General features: G+C 63.7%; 17 protein-coding genes. 7 read left to right on the top strand and 10 right to left on the bottom strand.

Translation table 11 applies throughout. From position 1 onward, the window contains the following. Nucleotides 1–38 precede the first annotated feature (38 nt). The 4 genes from AB0G11_RS30505 to AB0G11_RS30490 are packed head-to-tail and all read right to left on the bottom strand — an operon-like array spanning nt 39 to nt 1,306. Nucleotides 39–350 carry a hypothetical protein gene (locus AB0G11_RS30505; protein WP_357590062.1) on the bottom strand — a complete coding sequence of 104 codons (312 nt, stop codon included), beginning with the start codon at nt 348–350 and terminating at the stop codon, nt 39–41. Continuing rightward, nucleotides 347–574, bottom strand: a complete 228-nt coding sequence (locus AB0G11_RS30500; protein WP_357590060.1) for a hypothetical protein — start codon at nt 572–574, stop codon at nt 347–349. The genes AB0G11_RS30505 and AB0G11_RS30500 overlap by 4 nt, the downstream gene beginning before the upstream one ends. Nucleotides 575–613: 39 nt before the next feature. Further along, nucleotides 614–1,036 (bottom strand): plasmid replication, integration and excision activator, encoded by a 423-nt coding sequence (locus tag AB0G11_RS30495; protein WP_357590059.1) that lies wholly within the window; start codon nt 1,034–1,036, stop codon nt 614–616. A gap of 15 nt (nt 1,037–1,051) precedes the next feature. After that, complete coding sequence (locus AB0G11_RS30490) at nt 1,052–1,306, bottom strand: hypothetical protein (protein WP_357590057.1); 255 nt, start codon at nt 1,304–1,306, stop codon at nt 1,052–1,054. Nucleotides 1,307–1,475: 169 nt separating this feature from the next. Between AB0G11_RS30490 and AB0G11_RS30485 the strand changes: the two genes are divergently transcribed. Genes AB0G11_RS30485 through AB0G11_RS30475 form a run of 3 tightly spaced genes read left to right on the top strand, consistent with a single transcriptional unit; the run spans nt 1,476 to nt 2,755 of the window. Further along, a complete protein-coding gene (locus AB0G11_RS30485; RefSeq protein WP_357590055.1) occupies nt 1,476–1,805 on the top strand; it encodes a hypothetical protein in 330 nt (109 codons plus the stop codon). Between the two features lie 2 nt (nt 1,806–1,807). Beyond that, on the top strand, nt 1,808–2,359 hold the full coding sequence (locus AB0G11_RS30480; RefSeq protein ID WP_357590053.1) for a hypothetical protein: 552 nt from the start codon (nt 1,808–1,810) through the stop codon (nt 2,357–2,359). A gap of 24 nt (nt 2,360–2,383) precedes the next feature. Then, nucleotides 2,384–2,755: a hypothetical protein gene (locus AB0G11_RS30475; RefSeq protein WP_357590051.1), complete on the top strand. Its 372-nt coding sequence runs from the start codon at nt 2,384–2,386 to the stop codon at nt 2,753–2,755. A gap of 369 nt (nt 2,756–3,124) precedes the next feature. Here AB0G11_RS30475 and AB0G11_RS30470 read toward each other — a convergent pair whose 3' ends face one another. Next, the gene (locus tag AB0G11_RS30470; protein ID WP_357590050.1) at nt 3,125–3,712 is read right to left on the bottom strand and encodes a hypothetical protein; all 588 of its coding nucleotides are present in this window, start codon (nt 3,710–3,712) and stop codon (nt 3,125–3,127) included. A gap of 407 nt (nt 3,713–4,119) precedes the next feature. Here AB0G11_RS30470 and AB0G11_RS30465 point away from each other — a divergent pair, with 407 nt between their 5' ends. Both AB0G11_RS30465 and AB0G11_RS30460 read left to right on the top strand, forming a co-directional pair. Beyond that, nucleotides 4,120–4,599, top strand: coding sequence for a GntR family transcriptional regulator (locus AB0G11_RS30465; RefSeq protein ID WP_357590048.1), 480 nt, complete (start codon nt 4,120–4,122; stop codon nt 4,597–4,599). A gap of 237 nt (nt 4,600–4,836) precedes the next feature. Beyond that, nucleotides 4,837–5,700, top strand: coding sequence for an RNA-binding domain-containing protein (locus AB0G11_RS30460; RefSeq protein WP_357590046.1), 864 nt, complete (start codon nt 4,837–4,839; stop codon nt 5,698–5,700). Between the two features lie 64 nt (nt 5,701–5,764). Here the strand turns inward: AB0G11_RS30460 and AB0G11_RS30455 are convergent, their stop codons facing one another. From AB0G11_RS30455 to AB0G11_RS30435, 5 genes are all read right to left on the bottom strand, one after another. Further along, nucleotides 5,765–6,874, bottom strand: a complete 1,110-nt coding sequence (locus AB0G11_RS30455) for a hypothetical protein (RefSeq protein ID WP_357590044.1) — start codon at nt 6,872–6,874, stop codon at nt 5,765–5,767. Nucleotides 6,875–8,060: 1,186 nt separating this feature from the next. Beyond that, the gene (locus AB0G11_RS30450; RefSeq protein ID WP_357590042.1) at nt 8,061–9,113 is read right to left on the bottom strand and encodes a hypothetical protein; all 1,053 of its coding nucleotides are present in this window, start codon (nt 9,111–9,113) and stop codon (nt 8,061–8,063) included. After that, nucleotides 9,110–13,525 carry a hypothetical protein gene (locus AB0G11_RS30445; protein ID WP_357590040.1) on the bottom strand — a complete coding sequence of 1,472 codons (4,416 nt, stop codon included), beginning with the start codon at nt 13,523–13,525 and terminating at the stop codon, nt 9,110–9,112. Before AB0G11_RS30445 ends, AB0G11_RS30450 begins: the two co-directional genes overlap by 4 nt. Beyond that, nucleotides 13,522–14,253 (bottom strand): hypothetical protein, encoded by a 732-nt coding sequence (locus AB0G11_RS30440; protein ID WP_357590038.1) that lies wholly within the window; start codon nt 14,251–14,253, stop codon nt 13,522–13,524. The genes AB0G11_RS30445 and AB0G11_RS30440 overlap by 4 nt, the downstream gene beginning before the upstream one ends. After that, nucleotides 14,250–15,782: a hypothetical protein gene (locus tag AB0G11_RS30435; RefSeq protein ID WP_357590036.1), complete on the bottom strand. Its 1,533-nt coding sequence runs from the start codon at nt 15,780–15,782 to the stop codon at nt 14,250–14,252. The genes AB0G11_RS30440 and AB0G11_RS30435 overlap by 4 nt, the downstream gene beginning before the upstream one ends. A gap of 468 nt (nt 15,783–16,250) precedes the next feature. On the opposite strand from AB0G11_RS30435, the gene AB0G11_RS30430 reads away from it, so the two are divergent. After that, nucleotides 16,251–16,409: a hypothetical protein gene (locus AB0G11_RS30430; RefSeq protein ID WP_357590034.1), complete on the top strand. Its 159-nt coding sequence runs from the start codon at nt 16,251–16,253 to the stop codon at nt 16,407–16,409. A gap of 27 nt (nt 16,410–16,436) precedes the next feature. Next, nucleotides 16,437–16,588: glycosyl hydrolase family 18 protein (locus AB0G11_RS30425; RefSeq protein ID WP_357590206.1), on the top strand; the 152-nt coding region annotated here is incomplete at its 3' end.

Genomic DNA, 16,588 nt, shown 5'->3' with positions numbered 1-16,588 from the left:
CCGCCGGAAGTTGCCGCTTCCAGCGGCCCCGCCTCATGTCAGGTCGCCGGGTCGGTGGCGTCCTTGTCGGCCTGTTCGGCGTGCAACTGCTCGCAGTCGGCCAGGTAGCGGGCAGCGGCGGTGAAGATCTCGCGGGCGGTGGCCAGGTCGGCGTCGGTGACCGGGCCGGCTCCGGTGGTGGAGATGTGCACGTTCGCCTCCGGGGAGCTGAACTTCAGGTACGGTTGCGGCTCGTTGAGCAGCAGCCCGGCGCAGACCGTCAGGCGCGGCGTGTAGAAGGAGACGTGGACCTGAGGCGTGGACTCCGGTCGTATGAACAAGGTGACGTAGGTGTACGAGCCGAGAGTCACGCCGCCACCCCCTTGCCATCGGGCAGTCCGTAGAAGCTGCGCTCCAGGGATCGGGCAAAGCGGTGGGCCTCGCGAGCGAGCTGGCGTGCGAACTCCAGGTCCTCCGCCGTCACGGGTCCATCCGTGGTGACCAGGACGGAGGTCGCGCCGAAGTCGAGCGCCAGGACGGGCTGACGGCGCGGGAACGGGTGGTTGAGCGTGCGAGCGGCATGCCCGGTGGTCAACCGGATCACGCTGTTTCGCGGGGTACGGCGACGAGTCATCTAGGCGGCGTCCTTTCCGGCCGAAGCCTTGCCCGCTGCCTGCGCGGGCTGGGTGAGTGCGTGCATCTCACGGACCTTGATCGAGTACGCGAGACGGCCCGTGGCGTTGACGTACGGCGTAACCGTGATGCCGTCGAAGGCGACCGGGGTGAACGGCAGGCCCGGCATCGGCTGAGGCGGGACCGGTTGAACCGGCGCCAGGATCTTGACCGCGACCGTCTTCTGCGCGGGCTTGAGGGTCGGGTCACCGTCCATGACCGCGACCTGCCAGACCAGCTCTCCGGTCTGCTTGTCGCGGGCCTGCACGAACCGGCCGCTGGACGAGGCGTCGAAGTCCTTGACGGGCTCGACCTCGCCCACGACGTAGCAGCCGTGCGGGAAGACCATGGCGAAGGTAACGGGAATGGGGCCTTGCAGAGCCATAACGGCTCTCCTCTCTTACCTGTCTGACGTTTGAGCTCGCGGTGCTTCCGCAAGCACCGTTACGTGCTTCTGAAAAGCGCCCGCAGACGCGTCTGGGCAGTGCTCCAGGATGTCCGCCACGGCGTGAAGCGCAATGATCACTATCAGCAGCACCGTGGTGGCCAGCACCGTGGAAGCCAGGCCATCCGCGCAGTTGTCCATCAACTCGGCCACGATGCGGATAGTCATGATCAAACGGGAGCGTTTGGCATCTTCGAGACCCAACACCATTGATCACTCCAATCCCTCATCGTTGGCCGCAGCAGCCGTTTCCCCTGACGGGGCCCCGTGTAGGGGGGGCTGCACGAATGAACGTACAGGGGGCCCTACACGTCCGTCAAGGGGGGGCTACACGTGTTGCGGTATAGCCCCCTCTGAACGGAGCGCGTACGCTGCCCCCATGGCGAAGGAAGACGTGAGCGAGGCGGTTCAGACCGCGCTTGCATCCCTCGAACACGCCTTCGATGCCGCGCTTGCAGTGATCAATGCAGAGCCTGACCCGAGTCAGGCGTATGCGGGTGCGACGGAACTGGTCGAGACGCTCAGGCGGCTTGTCGAGACCTCAGGCGATCAACGAGCCCTGTCCGCAGCCCGCATTTTTGAGCATGAGCAGATGTCGTTGGCCGGCCTGGCTGACCGCATCGGGGTATCGAAAGCTCGCGCAGCCCAACTGATGAAAACTGCCAAAGATGTCGGTGGGCGAAGCGGAAATTCAGCGGAGGGAAGCTAATAATGAGCAAGCCGACAGAGGTGATCGTTGAGGTCTGGCCCGTTTCGGCCGACAACGTTGGCCTATGGCTCATCAGCGGCACCGATGCCTGGCGCTCGGGTCCAGTACAGCAGGACAGCGATCCTCACAGCGCCGTAATCGGCCTCCTGGCGAAGTACGACGCGGAAGACGGCGTAAAGCTCCTCCACTCGACATCCTGGCGCGCAGATGGAACCGCCGTCATTCTCACTTACGTAGCCGTACTCGGATGCGGCGCTTTCGTACGCGATAAGTGGGAGCAGGCTGCCCCGATCAGTCCCGCCCTCCCCGATGCGGTCGGAAAGCCGATTCCCGTCGAGGCCACGGACGCACCGATCCCGAGGTATATCGACGTCCTCATGCATGGCTTGCGACATCTGCAATTCCTACTGCAAACAGACTCTGCCGCGCGTACGGCCTTGTGTGGGAGGTGGCCGGATCACCTAGCAGCCTTTCGCCCAGCGCTGGCCGGTATGTACGACCACGAGCACGGACAAGAGCCGATCACTCTTCCCGAAGGGCTGGAGGCGCGCTAGTCGGGGAGACCTATGCACGATGACATGGAAACGATCGGCGAGAACGGGGAGCGTTTCGTGCAGGAGCGGGAACAGACAAGAAGCGCCGAACTGGATCAGCTACATGTCCAGCAGCGCGCCATGGAAGCACTTCGGGACCTTCTTTCACGTACCGAGAATGAGGGCCTTCCAGTACTCACCTGGACTATCGCAAGCAGCCCATCAACATCAGCCCTCGTCGCGGTCTGTGACACAGGTGATGCAGGCGAACGCCGCAGAGGATTCGAAGAATGGTGCGACGCTCTCGGGGCTACCCGACTAGCCGACGAGGTTAGTGGCCAAGGGAGTACCAGGCTGCGGGCACGAGTGGTGGACACCTATCTTGACCTGTCCATCGATCTTGTTGCTGACGTGTGAGCTCCGTCCAGGCAGGTCAGCGTGCCGAAGGCTGCCAAAGCCCTCGGGCATGCAGCTAGGACGCGGCCCTGCGACGGGCGGCCCTGATTAGCTGATCTGCGCGTGCCTTCGAGATACCCAGCTTGTCCGCCAACCTCCTTCGCGAGAGATTCTCGGCGTCAGAAATCTTTGCAGCACACCTGGCCCGAGCCAGCGCAGCATCATCGGCGAGCTTTCGCATGCAATCCGCTAAACAAGTGGCAATATGGTACGCCGCATCGAGGTCAGCCATTCCCTGGAGGCTCGCGTTGATCTGCTCGTATGCATGCTTGATCGGTTCGAGGGCGGCAGAATCATTCGACGTACGAGAGATGTCTTCTCCAGGGGAGTTCATTCGGCAGCCTCGCTCGTCGTATCCTTAACTCTCCCTCTTTTCTGCGCGCCAACCTTCCGAACCATCGGCAGATGCGTTTTGCGGTGTTCTTCCAGCAGGTGATCCCATTTTTGGCGTGCGAACCTATATTGTCCTCTGGCTGTTTCTAGAAGGCCGTCGGCGGTACGCTGGAGCACGAAGAAGAGTCCGCCCTGAGACGCCCATTCGTATATGCCGCAGCAGGATGTCTCACGGATTCGGACTGTGCCCGCCGGCACGAATGGTATCCAGGTTGTCTCAGCACTATGTGACATCTTTGGCACTCCGTACTGACTCAGTATCTCGTGATGTTGCTCATGTGCCAGCACTAGAATGTCCCAGACGGGGCGAGCCTCTTCCCATGCGCCTCTTGCTGCCATTTCCGGGCCGTCTTTCGTTTTCCGCAGGACGACGTATGTGTCATTATCGATTGCCCATACATACGTATTGCAGCACGCAATGACTTCGATGATGGACGGCTCCTTTGAAGAGTTGAAAGGCTCCCATGAGATGCCTGCCGCATGTTTGATCGCCGCGAACCTGGCCGCCCTACCCTTCCTGCCCATTGGCCGACTCCAATCAGAAATAGCCGACGGTTGCACGGCGGTTCCTGCGCCAAATGCACAGAATGGCCAGCGAGATCACAGAGTCCGCCGTCAGTTCGGAAGCGCTACAACGGGAGCCCTCAAACGCAGTCACCTTTGGCATTGGTCTCGCATGCCACAGGCCCGAGGTGTCGCGCCAGACATAGAAGCGCCGGAAGGCCGCACGCAAGCTCGGGTCAAGCAACTGACCCGAGCGCGCGTCTTCGGCCGGGCGGTGTCGCGGCAGGTTAGGGCCCTCTCGATCTCCATGGCGAGTCACACAAGAAGCATACCTCTATAGGTATAGCCTCCTTTAGTACTTGTACACACTCCTACATCTACGGGTAGCGCACTGATAGTGCAGGTAGGCGCTTGCTTAGTGTTCGAGCGTGCTCGACCGTGAGGGGCCTGTACTCCTATATGTGCAGATTGCAGACCAGATCAGGCAGCGCGTCGCTTCCGGCGATCTCGCGCCCGGTTCTGCCGTGCCCTCCGAGGTAGAGATGGTGAGGACCTACGGTGTGACACGACAGACGGTCCGTCGAGCGATCCAGCTCCTCAAGGAGGAGGGCGCCGTCTACACCGAGCAAGGACGTGGCACCTTCGTCGGGCCGAGGAGCGCACCCCAGAGTCCTCGCAAGGTCCCGGTCTATCAGCAGATCGCCAACGAGATCATCGAGGAGATCAAGGCAGGGGTCTACGCCCCGAACCGCCTCATCCCCAGCGAGAAGACGCTCGGGCAGCGATTCGACAGAGCGCCAGGGACGATCAGGCAGGCGATCGCCTACATGCGTGAGCTTGGTTGGGTCTTCACCGTGCCGCAGAAGGGCACGTACGTCTCCAAGCGCGAGGACTGGCCCGAGAGATAGGCCAGGGCTGCCAACGCCCGCACGACGCCGGCCGTCCTCAGCTCAGAAGAGCTGGCACAGCTCGCGGTGCGCTGCCGAATTGTTCTCTTAGGTATCAAGGGCGGCGCTGCGCGCCGCCACGCGGCCCGAGCTTGCGGGCCGCGCGCTGCGCGTGCGGCCTGGGGGCCGTTCTCGCGCGCACCCGCCACTCGGGCCGCGCCACACCAGCAAGCCACAACTAGGCCTTATCGTACGTTCATGGAATTACTCGATCGCTTCGGCGTGCCAGCTGACCTTACATCTCTCCGAGGGCTTGAACGCTTGGTAAGCGAGCACACGCCAGAGACGAGGCACCTCGACTTCAAGCGTCAACTTAGCAGCTCCGAAGATCTCGCTGACGACTTAGTTGCGATGGTAAACAGCGGTGGAGGCGTGCTAGTGATTGGAGTGGGCACGGACCGACACGATCGCGCATCATCCCTACACCCCCTCGCACTCCGAACTGCTGAACAGCAGGCCGTCCAAGCCGCTCGCGAAGGCGTAGATGAATCCATAAGGATCGACCCGATTCCGATCCCGATAGAAAATGACCCAGGTGCTGGCTACCTTGTCATCCTTATACCACCGAGCAGCAGGCTTCCGCACCTAAGCTCGAAGCGAGGGCGAGTTCTTCACCGAGTCGGGACGCACAACAAGCCCATGACGCGAAGAGAAATAGGTGCCGCCTTCTGTGCGGGTGGAGCAAATTTTGCACGCGAGTTCGGGTTAATTGCAGCGAGCGAACCTGCATCCTTAGTGGCATCTGTGAGCCAGCAGTACGCCAGCACACAAGGACGTATTCATTTAACAAACAGGGGTGGATCCACCGCCTTCAACATCACAATTTCTGCTCTAGCGTGCCCGCTTCTATATGAAGCACCGCCCGGCCCCGACGATCCACCCTGGGGGCCGATTGAGACCGAGACTCCGCCATACCTTCCTATAATCGCTCTACCGCCGGGCACAGAGGTCAGCTTCGCCGTTACTCGCACCTTTGGGGCCACTAGCCAGGACGTTCTCACTTTTACGTGGGATGACGAATTAGGGAGAACCCATCAAGCTAGTCAGGCGGTTACCTGGTAGTCGTGATTATTAGCGATGGCGCTTCAGGTGTACCCACTCAACACGCCTCCCTATTCGGCCCAATCTACTGTCCCTCGATCGATGGAATCTGACCTCTACGCAAAAGGGCACGACCTGCGGCTAGAGTGCTGTGGATCTGCTGGGCCGTAATTGGGATGGAGTCTTCGCCACTGCGCCTCACAATACTGATGTATGCGCCCTCCACGCGGCCATCAACGATGGCTCCGTGAACAAGGAAAGGCTTCAGTTCCTCTTCTTGTGCTGGAACAGAAATGACAACCAGGCCATGACCAGGAGTAGTTTCGACGGGCTCAATTTTGAGCGCTGCAGGAAACGGGAAGATTCGACTCTCTATAGCCTGCCGATAGCGGCGGATAGTAGCCGTGTCAACAGGAACTGGCCTAACGGACTTGATCACCTCGCCGCCAGGAATTCGCTTCGTATCCATGCCAACGACTACGACGCCGCCTTCCTCTGCGTTAGCAAACCGGCTCACGGCTTCGGCTAGCGATATCCTGCCCCGATCTACTGATAGGTCGTAATGGCAAGCCTTAACATCAAGCCATGGACCTTCCGAAAGGCCAATGAGAAGGTCAGGCCGTCCTCCTAGAACAAGATCTGCAACGGTTTTACGACTTACCTGTCTGGCGCAAGAGGCTTCCAGTAGGGCATTGATGCTAACCCCGATATCGTATAGCTGATTCAGGGTTTTATCGCGCGTGGCGGCTGTAATGAGAATATCGTGATAGTAAGGGGCGGTAGAGCGGTAGCTGTCCGCTCGAACGGCAACCAATTTAGCTCTCAGGCGTCGCAGTAGCGGTTCAATGAGTGGCGCGACTATTTCATGTACTTCTTCATCATCGTCCGCGTAGACGTCAGTAGAAAAGGTGCAGCGAATCGCGAGACTGCCATTACTAAGCAGAGTGAAAGAGGTGGGGTCAACGACGGATTCCTTCGGCGAGTATTCATCGTCGGGAGCGAGGTCGATAACTACATCAACCGGACAGGCGTCGTTCTGTCGCGCCCTCCGAAGAGCGCGAACAAGGTCAGTAGCCGTAGCTACATATAGATCAGCGCGCTTAATAACGAGAGAGTCGGCGCCGTCGAACGACCGCCGTTCATCACCGAACGACCACGCGTCGTTGCGAGGGACGTATCGAACCGTGGGAGTCACATCTGTTAGGTTCTCACAGATGCGGAGATCCGGCAGGCGACTATCTGTCTAGTAAGTGGAGGCAAGTAACCTCCTCGTCGGATCCAATGCGACCATTTGGTCGCGTCAATCCAGATGGGCCGCAGGGCGAGGCCAGCGCCCTGCCGTAAGGTCAGCTCCACTATCGTGCAGATACCGCTCTCACGATCGCCCGAAGCGGTCGAGCACCGTGCGTGGTCGGGGGCGATCGACGGATCGAAACTTCGTTCCTCAGCTCCGATCCACCGAGCAGCGCGGGTTGGGCAAGGTCGACGGGAGACCGACATCATAAGATCCGGAACATATGCGGAATGCTAGCTGTCTTGCAGGTTGAAACAGGAACATCAGTGGCAGGTCAGCATGCCGTCTGGCGAAGAAACAGCGTTCCACTTCTAATCCGACGGTCGCAGGTTCGAATCCTGCAGGGCGCGCTTCTCCACCAGCGGAAACTCCAGCCACGCCCTGGGCGGCATGGGGCAAACATGAAGGGAAGCTGAGTCAGCCGCCCCAGCACGGACGCAGCGGTCAACACCAGTCGGGCCGTCTCTCGGGCGGCGTGGTGGACCACGCAGCCACTGTCCAAGGGTGTTGCACCGTCGTGGTCGGCCGCGGCCAGGGCGCGGCCTCCGGCTTGGGCCTCCTTGGGGTCGGCGAAACCGCCCTGGTGGATGCGATGCCGCTGCCCGTCCAGATCGCACAACTGCACCGCGAAGTACCAGCTGCCGTGATCATCATCTACCGGCAGACGCGGACACGTCACTCCTCGCTGACGTCCTGTTTCCGTATCCACGCAGCCGCAGCGCCGGCTGCCTTCACACGAGTTTGTTTGCCATCTGTCCCACCTCCACCCCACGATGTGCTACGACAGACGCGCCAGCCAGGGCTCGCACTCGATCAGGGATGACCTCAGGTCACGTGTCCGGGGAACGGGGAGGCTCAAGCCGCGACGGAACTGCTCAGTTGGCGCGAACGCGGGCTTGGTCACCTGCCGCTGCAATACGGTCAACTGGTGCCGTAACACCAGGATTTCGACCTCCATGCCACTACCGGTTTTCGGCGAAGCAGTTCCAGGGACGAGAAGGTGGTCGGCACCGTGGGGTAGGCCAAGACGGCGGACGAGTCACCTTACCCTCACACCAACCTACCCACCAAGATCCTCGGAACACTCCTAAACCCTGTAGAGCACATCCGGGCAAGTCGACAACAGCTCGTATCCAACCGCTTCCTGCGGAAGCCGGATGCCACTGACCAGCACGTTCCTGGCTCGTCCGGCGAGCAGGCCCAGCCACGCCGACACGCGCGCAGCCGAATCCGCTGGTACGGGCGCGGCAGGCCGTTCGCGGCCTGCCGCGAAGAGCAGTTCGTAGAGCGGAAGTGCCGGCACAACCGCGGGGAGGCCGGCAAGGACGGCGCTGGCGCTGGCCGCTGCGGGGATCTGCAGTCCTTGCAGATCCACGTCGCCGAAGTAGACGATCCGATTGGGTCTCGGGGACAGCAGCGGTACCGACAACACCGCCGATGGGAACTGGTTACCGGTACCGTAGCCCACATGCCGTCCCGGACCTGCGGCGGCGTGGCGCCGAGTGGCCTCCAGGAGCGAGGTATACGTGTGGTGGTTCTCCGCGATCAGCAGTGCCGTACCACGGGGGTCAGGGCGCCCAGGAACCCATTGCGAGACGAACGGGATGGGCACCGGGTGACAACGCAGCAGTTCGAGCGTCAGCGCCCCTGAGACGAAAAGCCGGGTCGTCACGAGCCCATCAAGCCGTTTCTCATCGCCGAACAGTTCCAAGGAGCGTTCTCTCATCGGCACGCTCGGCCGCGTCGCGCCTCCGTCGCGAAGAAAGGCGGCCACCGCCTCGAGCACGCTGAGCTCGTCGTCCCTGGTTGCGATCCGTCCGGCGGATTCAAGCGCGGGCGGCCAGACCCGTACCGCTCTCGCCTCGCGCACGACCCGTTCACGAGGAGGGCGGCGGACCCAGAGCGGCATGGGAGGCGCGTCTCGCGTATCGAAATGCCGGGAGGTGCTCGGGAATATCACCGACTCGGTAACGGCCAGCTCGTTCAGCGCGTCGCGTATCTCGGCACGCGCGGTCGGCGCCGTCGCCAGGCGTCGATCGAATGCGACCGCTGCGTCGTACAGCGTCTCGATCTCAATCTTCTGTCGCGGTGATGCCGCGACCTGATCGGCGAGATGTTGGGCCAGGGAGCTCAGCTTCACGACGCGGCGCCGTCCGTCGTCTCATCACGTGTCAGACGGACGGCGGTGATGCCCTCCACTGCAGATCCGAAGCGTTCCTCCAGAACAACGTATCTCCGCGTACGGAGTGCCCCTGGCGCGTTGCGCATTCGCAGCACGTTTGGGAACTGGCCGACAGCGCCGAGGTCCTCTACCCCGGTGGTGTAGACGAGTTGCACGCCATGAGCGGTCGCCACCTCACGCTGCAGTCTCAGGAGCGCCACGTGGCTCGCGGTGCCCAGCGGATTGTCCAGCACGAGGGTGCCGCCAAGCGCTGCCCTGCTCCTGCCCCGGTTGACGGCGCGCAGCCGGGCGAGTGTGCAGTAGAGCGCGACGCACACGGTCAGCTTCTCGCCGCCGGAAAACTTGCCGAGGCGGGTCACGTCGACCGGTTCGACCGCCAGATCGCTGTTGGGTTTGAGTACCTTGACGGTGAACCCGCGTGGTGCCACAGCTTCGTGGACACATCGCTTGAGGAGCGCGAAACCCTCGGGTTTCGACTTTTCAACCACGATCCGGTCGACGACTGCGTCAATGCGTGCATGCAGGTCCTCCTCGCTGCTGGGGCGGGCGAACCGGATTCGGAGGAAGTGCTGATCGGCCCATCCGCCCAGGGTTCCGGGCAGTTTAGAGTGCCGGTTTGCGGACTCCAGGTTCGCGAGCACGTCCTGAACTAGTGCAGCGATCTCCACCACGACGAGCCGCTGGTCGCGTCCGATGTCGGAGAGCTGGCCGTCTATGGTGGTGCGGCGCGCCCGCATCTCTTCGGCGCGGGCGGCGGCACGCTCGCCGAGCGTTACAGGATCGTCACTGGCGAATCGTTCTCTGATCGCATCGGGGATCCCGGAGAACCTGCCCTCCGACGCCAGCCTGCGCACAGCGTCGATGGCTTCGTTCGTCTTGATCCTCGCTACGGTTACGATCTCCGCTGTAGAGGCCAGACGACCGAGTACCGCCTGTGTCTCCGCCTCGGCCCGCGCATCGTCGCCGTCGAACGCTGCCACTCCGTCCACCACGTCGGCCGGCGCGGCAGCGTCGGTGAGACGATGTGCACGCTGTGCGAGCACCTGCGCCGCGGTGTCCGCCTCGCTCGCGGCTGAGGCTGCGTCGTCGGCCTCCCTGTTCAGGGCCGTCACCTGTCCACTCAGTTCGGTCGCAGTCGCCGCCTGTCGCGCGGCGAGCTCCCGCGCCTCGACTTCGCCTGCGGGCTCGACGTCGAGTTGGGCGTGCCGCAGCCTGTCGCGCGGCGTCCGCTCAGTGACCTCTTTGCGCGCCTGTTCGAGCTGGAGATTGGCACGGCTCAACCCCTGCTGGGCCTGGTCGGCCTTCTCCCGGGATCGGCGTCGCGCGATGGCACGCCGTTCAGGGTCCTGCCCATTGCCGGTTTCGAGCAACGACGCCGCACGTTCGCGGATGGCCTCCGCATATCCCGCGAGCGCCTGTTCGGCGCGCTCGGCGCGCTCGATGAGCCCCGCGAGCCGTTCTGCGAGCACGGATTGCGCCGCCACCGTACGCCATTGCGCGTCGAGATCCTTGAAACGGCTCGTCAATATGGACAGGGGGTCGCCCACCGGGTTGGCCACGTCCTGGCGGTCCGCATCGAGCATGGAGATCGCGCGGCCTTCGCGTTCGTATCGTTCCTTGTTGGATCTGTGCTCGGCGGCTTCTCGCTCGGCGGTGCGCTCGGTCTTGCGCCACTCGTTCGCGCGAGTAGTGGCTTCGTCGGCGACCCGCGTGTACGCCCGGACGTCCCGGTCTCGTTGTTCGATTTCTCGCTCGAGTTCCGGCAGTGTTGAAACCTTGGCGACGAGGGCTGTCAGGCGCTCGATTCTGCCCGCGAGAAGGGTGAGCTTGCCGGACAGCCATTCCTCCGTGGCCGCATCCGTGAGGTCATCGGCTTCGAGCTCGTCGATCTGAGAACCAAGTGTCGCGTCGGTGTCGTCAATCATGTCGATGGCCTGCCGGCATTCCTCAGCCTTGATCTCCAAGGTGTGCAGGTAACCGGTTGGGCAGTCGCGCAGCAGGGCTTCGAGCACCTCCAGCAGCGTTCGGTCCGCCTGCGTCTGCTGGTGAAGTTCGGCGATCCGCTGTTCCTGCTCATGGCGCCGCTGTTCACGTTCTACCCGCGCGTGCTCCGCTGCGGCCGGATCGTACAACGCCGGGTCGCTGGGAACCGCCGACCATTCAGGGGCGGTCGAACTCAACGCCTGCTGCATCTGCGTCGCGGAGCACACAGTGACGTGAGCGATCGACCGGCAGCTCTGCTTTTCCAGAGCGAGGAGGGCGTTGCCGAGGTCGGCGTCCGCGACGACCACGCCTGCGGCGAGTTCCGCAACGGTGGAGTTCCGCAACGCGACGGCGCGTGCGGGCTCGGTCACCAGGTCGCGCAGCAGCTCCCACCCCGGCCGCGCCGTCACTTCGCCGGCGATCGCCTCAGCAACACGCTGGGCATCACGCGTGGTCGGGAGGAACGCGTCGGTGCGCAACCCGTCCAGCGCACGATCGTCGTCGGCCGCATCGACACGGGTTTCCACGATGACCGATTCGGCTGTCGAGATCGCATGTGTCAGCGCGGCACGAAGGTTGGCCGCTTCGGCCCACAGGTCGAGCCGCCCATCCTCGCTGAGCTCCATGAGTTCGGCGAACCTGGCGTTGGTGGCGAGCATGTTGACGCGAGCGGAGAGCTTCTCATGGTCGGAGACGAGTTGATCCCGTTCTGCGTTCCTGGCGGCCCGCTCAGTCGCCAGGGCCCTCCGCTGCTCACTCAGTGATGTGCGCCGCGCCGGCCGGTCAGCGCGCCGTGCGCGTACCCCATCCAGCAGTTGGTCCGCCTCATTCTTGGCTGCCCATGAGTCGCCGAGGACCTCAGCGGGAACCGCTTCTCGATCGGAAAGGTCACCCTGGTTGGCTGCGGTTTCGATTGCTTCTTCGATACTTGCCGTCTGCAGGCGGAGGTTGTCCGCGCGTTCCTCCGCCTTGGCTGAGAGCTCCCGATTGGCGCGCACGCACTCCTCTTCGGTCGCGGCATTGGATCTCGCGGTCTCCGCCGCTGAGATCTTCTGCTCCTCAGCGGTGCGTTCATCAGCCGCGAGAGCGGCGTAGCGGGCCTTGAGAACGGCTGCGGCGTCATCCCGTGCCTCGCGCAGCGGAGCGGTCGTTCGCTCCGCCTCGGTCATCTGCTGGCGCACCGACCGTGCTTGATCCTCTGCCTCCGCCCGCTCGGCCAGGGGGCCGACCGCTTCCCAGGCCAGGTCGTCATCCCTTGTGGCCGTGGCTGCCGACTTCGCCTCATCGGCTGCCTTGGTCATCGCAGCGAGCCGATATGTAGCCGCGATCCTGAGCAATTCATTCGCGACGTCATTGAGTCGGCCGCGTTCGCTGTCCAGCCTATGCGCCTCGCCGCGAAGCCGCTGCGCCTCCCCGGCGAACCATTCTCTGTCGGTTTCCTGCGCCGAAGCCGCGCTTTGAAACGCGGCTGCCAGCAGTGCGGCCGCCTGCTTCGCCTCACCTGCTTCTCGGCCCGCTTCGTTGGCGAGATCGTGTCTTTCGGCCAGCGTGTCAAGTCTGCCTGACATCTCAGCGCAGAAGTCGCGATCCACAAGCAGATCTGGTTTCCGACCAAGGACGTCGATGACTTTCCGCAGATTGGCCGCGACGAGCTCCGGTTGAGCGCTGTCCACGGTCAAATCGATCAGGAAGTCGATGAACTTATCCGTGGAGGGGAAATTGAACAGCTCGGCGACCCCGCCCTCTGAGTGGTTCATCTCCTTCTGATAGCTGAACAAGGTCGGGTCGAGATTTCGCGCAATGAGTGTTTCGGTCCACACCCCGCGCTGATCGGTGATCGCGAACGAGAACTGCTGCGGCCGTGACGCCGCAGTCTCCCGCAACAGGCGAACGAACTCGGCCATCGGCCGACTGCGGCCCGTTTCATCGTGAACGGGAAGGTGATCGAGATCGAGCACACCAGGAACCTCGAAGAACGAGTAGTACCAACCCCGGAGCTTTTCACGATCACGATCGGGGTCGACGGGCCTGCGGCGGTCGATCCATTCGTACACGGCTCCGGTGATGAGCCGCGGCGGGGGCAACAAGCTGTCATCGGACTGCGCGATCCATTCAGCGACTGTGTGGCTCGTGTCGCCGGAGGCGACGTAGTCCTCCAGATACCGCTTGACGGACCTGCCCATGAAGTCTTTCCGCAAGGGCAGGAGCAGGGCGAAGAAGAGCGAGAGCAGACTCGACTTGCCGCCTCCGTTACGCAGCCAGAGGATTGAGTCAACGGGCTCACTCGAACCGTCTGCGCCTGACGACACGTCCAGCGTGAGATCTGTGAACCGGGCAGCCCTGTCGCCGACGTTCGCCAGCCGCAGACGAGACAGCTGATAGGTCACGGTGCCACCCTCCGGTCGTGATCGCCACGTCTGATGGCGGCCAATATGTCGTATGCGGCGTTGCCGGCGAGTTCAGCGGCCTGGATCCGGAAGCGTTCGAGCAGTTGGAAGACCTCAGGGCCGCGTGAGGGCGCCGATCGGGCGAGCGCCTGGTCGACCATCCAGGTGAGCACGTGCGCTATCCAGTAGGTAGAGGACGCGGGGGACCGGCGTGCCTTGCCCTTTCCTCTGTCCGCCTTGTAGCCGGGCGACAGACGGTCATAGGTACGCCACGCCTCGTCAAGCGATCCCTGTGCCTGCTCGGGTGTGCGCTTGAACCGTTCGCATGTCTCGCGGAGAAAGCGTTCGAGCTCGTCGACCGACACCCACCGAACTCGGTCGTCATCGAAGTCGGCCGGCGTCGGGAACGTATAGGCGGCGATCGCGACGCTGACGAGTCCCACCAGCAATCGTTCGGTCACACCACTGACATTCGGCAGGTCCGAGATGCGATAGGCGAAGACCGACTCGCGGCGCACACCGAGGACAAGTCCCAGATCCGAATCGGATAGCACCTGAGCGTCGAGTCCGTCGAGGACGCTGTCCACGGCGTTGCGGAACTCCACGTCAGCGCGGTAGCGGCTCAGCAGTGCGCGATAGTCGCTGTCCGCTCCGGGCCGCATCTTCGGCCGTAGGGCGTAGCCGATGAGCACACCCACATCGGCGAGATCGCGTTGGCCGAGGGTCATGAGGCCTCCCGGTCCGCCGCCGCCGTCCACCGGCTGAGCGCCTCCTCGTCCTGCGCGACGATCAGATCGTCGCCCGACCAGCCGGGCAGGGTGATCCGCGCGCCATCCGCGTCGACCGCCGCCGAGGGGCCGAGGACACGGGCAGCCGTGTCCACCGCCGTGGACACGTCCTGCGCCGTCTCGGGCGCGTACTTCCACAGCGCGGCGAGAACGATGACCTGCTCGACCTCCGCGGGCAGGTCCGCCGCCCGGGCGGAAAGCAGGAGATCTGACAGGCGCGCAGGTAGTCCGACCTCGACCACCAGACGTGCGGCGGCCTCCAGCACCTCCGGAGGTATGGCGGGAGGATCGGGATCACCGAGCTCCTCGTCGGGAACCGGCGAATCTTCCGGTGAAGGCGCGCGTCGTGGCGCGAGGAGGTCATCGACCAGGTCGGCGACGCGCACGACCCTCGGCGCCTGGCCGCCTGAGACCAGGACGGCGAAGGTCTCGGCAGGCTCCACCGCCACGTCGGCACGCAGGATGAGCAGTGGGAGGAACAGGCCGTCCATGATGTCGGGGTTCCGTAGCCCGCCGACCGGCCGAAACGATTGGCGGGCCTGCTCGTCAAGAAAGATCGTCCGTGCGTTGACCAGCTTCCCGTGGAGCTCCGTGTGCCGTTGACGGCACTTCTCCAGCAGTGCTGCGATGCGCGCCGAGGCCTTGGCGACCTCCGGTTCGGTGTCGGGCGCGTCCAGGGCTCCTCGGAGATGGCCGAGCAACCTGGACTCTGTCGCGAGCCGTTCCTCCAGGTGTGTACGGTTGCGCTCCAACTGTTCCGGCACCTCCCTGACCCATTGGGGGAGCACGGTCCGAATGTCCCGCACCGTGTCCGCCAGCAGCGTCCGCAGCTCATCGGCATAGCGGATGGACAGGAGCAGCGATCGTTCGGCCGCCTTCTCCGCCTGTCCGAAGGCGCCACGTTCGAGCTGCCGCGCGAGCATGAGCTCGATCGCAGCCTGCTCATCCTCGACGTCGAACTCCAGCCCGCCCACCAGGGCGTTGATGGCGTCCGTTGAAGCCCGCAGGACGTTGACGCCTCTACGGTGATCCTCATGCTCGGTCAATAGCCGGAACTCGGCCGTCCCGACCCGATGGCGGACCGCGCCATCATTGTCACGTCCGAAGAACGAGACCTGGTAGCTGAACGGCGCCTCGCGTTCCTTGCGGTTGAGCAGCGCGTCCACCACATACCGCGCCACCGCGCCGTGTTCATCGATGGAACGTTCCGGATGAGCGGCGGCGGCCAGCACGGCCAGCCCCGCAACCGCTTCGTCATAGGTGACCTCTTGATCGAATCCCTGCTTTGCGATCACAGCATCGATGGCGGCCAAGGCAAGCGTCACGACGTCGTACTCGCATCCGCCCCACATCTGCCGTGCGGCGTTGTCCGCCGCGTCGGCCACCGGCCGGGCCCGCAGGAGCGCTCGCACGCGATCTCCGAACGACTCCTCGAACACCGCCCCGCCCACGATCGAGAGATCGTTCACTCAGGCGTACCCCCTTGGTGTGCCGACATCCCACCGCAACTATGTGATGGCCGGGTAGCACCCACAAGTCACATCTTTGATCGCGGGAAATCCGTCAACGGTTACATGCGGCGAGTTGCGGGAGCCTATCTCGGGGCTGGCCCTGTTTCGACTATGAACGAATGCAGCCCACTCGACGGCCCACCGAGCCAAGAGCTTCGCGGTCGGGCGGCCGGTGTCCGGAGTGGTGATGAAGCCGTTCCCTAAAGCCTGGCTCGATGGCCCAGCATCTCACCGCCGCGGCTACGCATCGCCGTTCTCCCGAGGGCTGGCCGTTGCGGAGGCGGACACGCGGGTCCTGGCCAGCACGGCGACGCTGGACAGCGTCAACGCCGTCGCCACGACCGCGGCGAAACAGTACGGATCGCCGGCGCCACCGACCGGGGCGGCGCGCCGGCCGTACAGCCGGCCGCCCCCCGCGGCGCCGGGGTGATCGCTACCGCCCGCCCCGGCGCGGAAGCCGCCATCGGCACCGGCCTCACCGACGCCACGATCGAGATCGTGCACTACAGCTGCGACCTGCCGGCCCGGGCCCACTTGCTCATCCCCGAGGGTGTGAACGCGGCGTTTACCGTCACCTGCTTCTGAAGTTCGCCCCTCTCTCCCACACCTGAGCTGACGGCGTTCCTGCCCGCCGCCCCCCGCGTCATCGACGCCGGCCTCGAGGTGCCGAAGATCTTCCGCAACCTCGACTACGCCACCATCCAGGGCTACGACCTGCACGGCCCGTGGGACAAGATCACCGGCCACCACTCCAACCTCTTCAA

Origin of the sequence: Nonomuraea sp. NPDC023979, assembly GCF_040639085.1 — a bacterium.
Lineage (GTDB): Bacteria > Actinomycetota > Actinomycetes > Streptosporangiales > Streptosporangiaceae > Nonomuraea > Nonomuraea ceibae.
The sequence above is the reverse complement of the archived record's forward strand: the minus strand, read 5'-3'. Positions and strand labels throughout refer to the sequence as shown.

Bases quoted from the DNA above. Each gene is read 5' to 3' on its own strand.
- AB0G11_RS30495 (WP_357590059.1), bottom strand. From the start codon at position 1,036: ATGGCTCTGCAAGGCCCCATTCCCGTTACCTTCGCCATGGTCTTCCCG.
- AB0G11_RS30490 (WP_357590057.1), bottom strand. From the start codon at position 1,306: ATGGTGTTGGGTCTCGAAGATGCCAAACGCTCCCGTTTGATCATGACT.
- AB0G11_RS30475 (WP_357590051.1), top strand. From the start codon at position 2,384: ATGGAAACGATCGGCGAGAACGGGGAGCGTTTCGTGCAGGAGCGGGAA.
- AB0G11_RS30460 (WP_357590046.1), top strand. From the start codon at position 4,837: ATGGAATTACTCGATCGCTTCGGCGTGCCAGCTGACCTTACATCTCTC.
- AB0G11_RS30485 (WP_357590055.1), top strand. From the start codon at position 1,476: ATGGCGAAGGAAGACGTGAGCGAGGCGGTTCAGACCGCGCTTGCATCC.
- AB0G11_RS30480 (WP_357590053.1), top strand. From the start codon at position 1,808: ATGAGCAAGCCGACAGAGGTGATCGTTGAGGTCTGGCCCGTTTCGGCC.
- AB0G11_RS30440 (WP_357590038.1), bottom strand. From the start codon at position 14,253: ATGACCCTCGGCCAACGCGATCTCGCCGATGTGGGTGTGCTCATCGGC.
- AB0G11_RS30470 (WP_357590050.1), bottom strand. From the start codon at position 3,712: ATGGGCAGGAAGGGTAGGGCGGCCAGGTTCGCGGCGATCAAACATGCG.